We start from the raw sequence: 2,868 nt of genomic DNA, 5'->3' as shown, positions 1-2,868 counted from the left end.
AATCGGGGCTAGAGCCTACCGCCCCTCGTCATCCTCATTCGGCGGGCGCGGCGGGCGGTCGCCGGGGTCGGGTGCCGGCGACAGGCGCAAGGTGCCGTCGCGCTTGACCTGCAGATTGACGCCCAGCCCGGAGATATTGCCCTCGACCGGCAGTGGGCCGGTACCAGGATCGATCATGGTCCCGTCCTCGTCGCCATCGGTCGCATTGTCATCGACCGTCGCCGGGACGACCGGCGGCGGTGGCGGGGCGATGCCCAGCGCGTTCTGCATGAAGTCCTTCCACACCCGCGCCGGAATGCCGCCGCCCGACAGGCCGGCATTGGGAGTGTTGTCGTCATTGCCGACCCACACGCCGACGACCAGGTCCTTGGCAAAGCCGACGAACAAGGCGTCGCGATTGTCCTGCGTCGTCCCGGTCTTGCCATAGGTCGGGACCGACAACGCCGCCTGCCGCCCGGTGCCGCCATCGGTCGAGGAGGACAGCAGGTCGAGCATCTCGTCGCGGATATTGCCGCCGAGCGAGCGCGGCCCGCCGACAATGTTCGAATACCAGGCCTTGCCCTCGGTCGCCTCGATGCCGCGCGCACTGACCGGATAGCCGTCGCCGGCGATCGCCGCGAAGGCGCTGGTCAGTTCGAGTAGCGACCCGGTCGAGGTGCCGAGCGCGATCGACGCGTCGTGCGCGATCGGCGTCGAGATGCCGAGGTCGCGTGCCGCCCTGATGACGTTGTCGATGCCGATCTTCTGGATCAGCCGGGCGGCGGCGACGTTGCTCGATTTCTGGAAGGCACGGCGCAGGGTGATCTGGCCCTCGTATTTGCCGTCGCTGTTCTTGGGGCTCCAGCCGCCGATCGTGATGGGTTCGTCCTCGACCATATCGTCAGGAGTCATCCCCGCACGCATCGCCGCGAGGTAAACAAACAGCTTGAAGGTCGATCCCGGCTGGCGTCGCGCCTGGGTGGCGCGGTTGAACGGGCTGGTCTTGTAATCCTTGCCGCCGACCATCGCGACGACGCGGCCATCGGGGCGCATCGCGACGATCGCGACTTGCGCCTGGCGCAGACCCGCGCGCTTGACCGCGCGTTCGGCGGCCTTTTGCAGTCGCGGTTCAAGCGTGGTGACGACCTTGGTTTCCTGGCTGAGATCGCCCTGCGTATCGCGCGCCTCGGGCAGCACCCAATCGGCGAAATAGGTACCGTCGGGCAATTCCTTGACTGGTCGCACACGGACCGAGGCCAGCCGCACATCGGCCTGATCCTTGGTCAGGGTCCCGGCCGCGACCATCGCGCCGAGCACTACCTTCTCCCGATCCTGAGCGCCGCGCAGATTGCCGGTCGGTGCCAGCTTGGACGGCGCCTTGACCAGCCCAGCCAGCATCGCTGCTTGGCTGACGCTCAACCGCTCGGGCTCGACATTGAAATAATGGAGCGAGGCGGCGCGCAGGCCATAGACGTTGTCGCCGAAATAGACGTTGGACAGATAGCGCGACAGGATCTCGTTCTTCGACAGCCACGCTTCGAGCCAGAAGGCGATCAGCGCCTCGCGCAATTTGCGTCCGGCGGTGCGGTCCGAATCGAGAAAGGCGTTCTTGGCGAGCTGTTGGGTGATCGTGCTGCCGCCTTCGCGCACGCCGCCGGCCATCACATTGTGCGCCATCGCGCGCATGATGCCCCAGGGATCGACTCCCCAATGCGAATAGAAACGGCGGTCCTCGATCGCGATGAACGCGCCCGGCACGTATTTGGGCAATTTCGACGCATCGACCGGCTTGTCGACCGTCGCGCCGCGCCGCGCGATCGGCGTGCCATCGGCAGCGAGCAGGGTCACCGAGGGCGGGGTGGGCGGCTGCAACGATTTGGACAGCGGCGCGGTGATTGCGAGCCAGCCGACCAGGATCACGAACAGCACGACGAATGCCGCCATCGTCCGCACGATGATGCGGCCCCAGCGGCGCTTCTTGCGGATGACGGGGAGGTTGGTGGTGTAGCCTGGGGCAGCCTCGGCCGGCGTACCGGCAGGCTGCGCCTGAGCGGGAACAGCGGTCGCCGCCTGGCTCAGATAATCGTCGAGATAGGCCGAATGCGCGCCCCAGCGCGGGTCGGGTCGTCGGCTGCCGTCAATGGGGTCGTCGCGCATCCATAACTTCCACACGGCCCACCGGACCAATTGGCGTATTACTCGAATAACACAGACCCTGCAATGCCGCTGTAGCAGATCGCGCGCAGGGAGGCTATCGCGGGACACTACGTGGCGAAGGAGCTGGGATGCCGGATAAACCGTTGATCGTCGGAATCGGGGGGACGATCGGCGCGGTATCGTCGACCGAACGCGCACTCAGGATTTCACTCGATGCGGTCGAGCGCGAGGGATTCGCCACGCGGCTGTTCGGTGGCGAGGATATGGCGCGGCTGCCGCTCTACGACCCGCGCGCGACCTCGCGGACGTCGCAGGAGCGCGAATTCGTCGATGCGGTGCGCAAGGCGTCGGGCGTGATCATCGCCAGCCCGGGCTATCACGGCAGCCTGTCGGGTGTGGTCAAGAATGCGCTTGATCTGCTCGAGGAGACGGCCAAGGACGCGCGGCCATACCTCGCCGACATGCCGGTCGGGCTGATCGCGACGGCTTATGGCTGGCAGGCGACGGGATCGACGATCGCTGCGTTGCGCTCGATCGTCCACGCGCTACGCGGCTGGCCAACGCCGTTCGCCGCTGCGATTAACACCCAGGTCACGCAATTCGATGGCCAAGGAGGTGCGACCGATCCGGCGGTGGTCGAGCAATTGTGCCTGATCGGGCGGCAGGTGGCGCGGTTCGCGCCGTTGGTCGAGCGGACGAGTAGTTAGATCCTAGACCGTCATCCCCGCGAAA

2 protein-coding genes are annotated in these 2,868 nt (G+C 66.5%); one reads left to right on the top strand and one right to left on the bottom strand.

The window, feature by feature from the left end:
- Positions 1–15 precede the first annotated feature (15 nt).
- The gene (locus SAS01S_RS21790) at positions 16–2,136 is read right to left on the bottom strand and encodes a transglycosylase domain-containing protein (RefSeq protein ID WP_066813299.1); all 2,121 of its coding nucleotides are present in this window, start codon (positions 2,134–2,136) and stop codon (positions 16–18) included.
- 128 nt (positions 2,137–2,264) lie between these two features.
- Here SAS01S_RS21790 and SAS01S_RS21785 point away from each other — a divergent pair, with 128 nt between their 5' ends.
- Positions 2,265–2,843 carry an NADPH-dependent FMN reductase gene (locus SAS01S_RS21785; RefSeq protein ID WP_066813297.1) on the top strand — a complete coding sequence of 193 codons (579 nt, stop codon included), beginning with the start codon at positions 2,265–2,267 and terminating at the stop codon, positions 2,841–2,843.
- Positions 2,844–2,868: the final 25 nt, after the last annotated feature.

It is taken from the genome of Sphingomonas asaccharolytica NBRC 15499, assembly GCF_001598355.1.
Classification (GTDB): domain Bacteria; phylum Pseudomonadota; class Alphaproteobacteria; order Sphingomonadales; family Sphingomonadaceae; genus Sphingomonas; species Sphingomonas asaccharolytica.
Note: the sequence above shows the minus strand (reverse complement) of the source record. Positions and strands in the feature narration are given on the sequence as shown.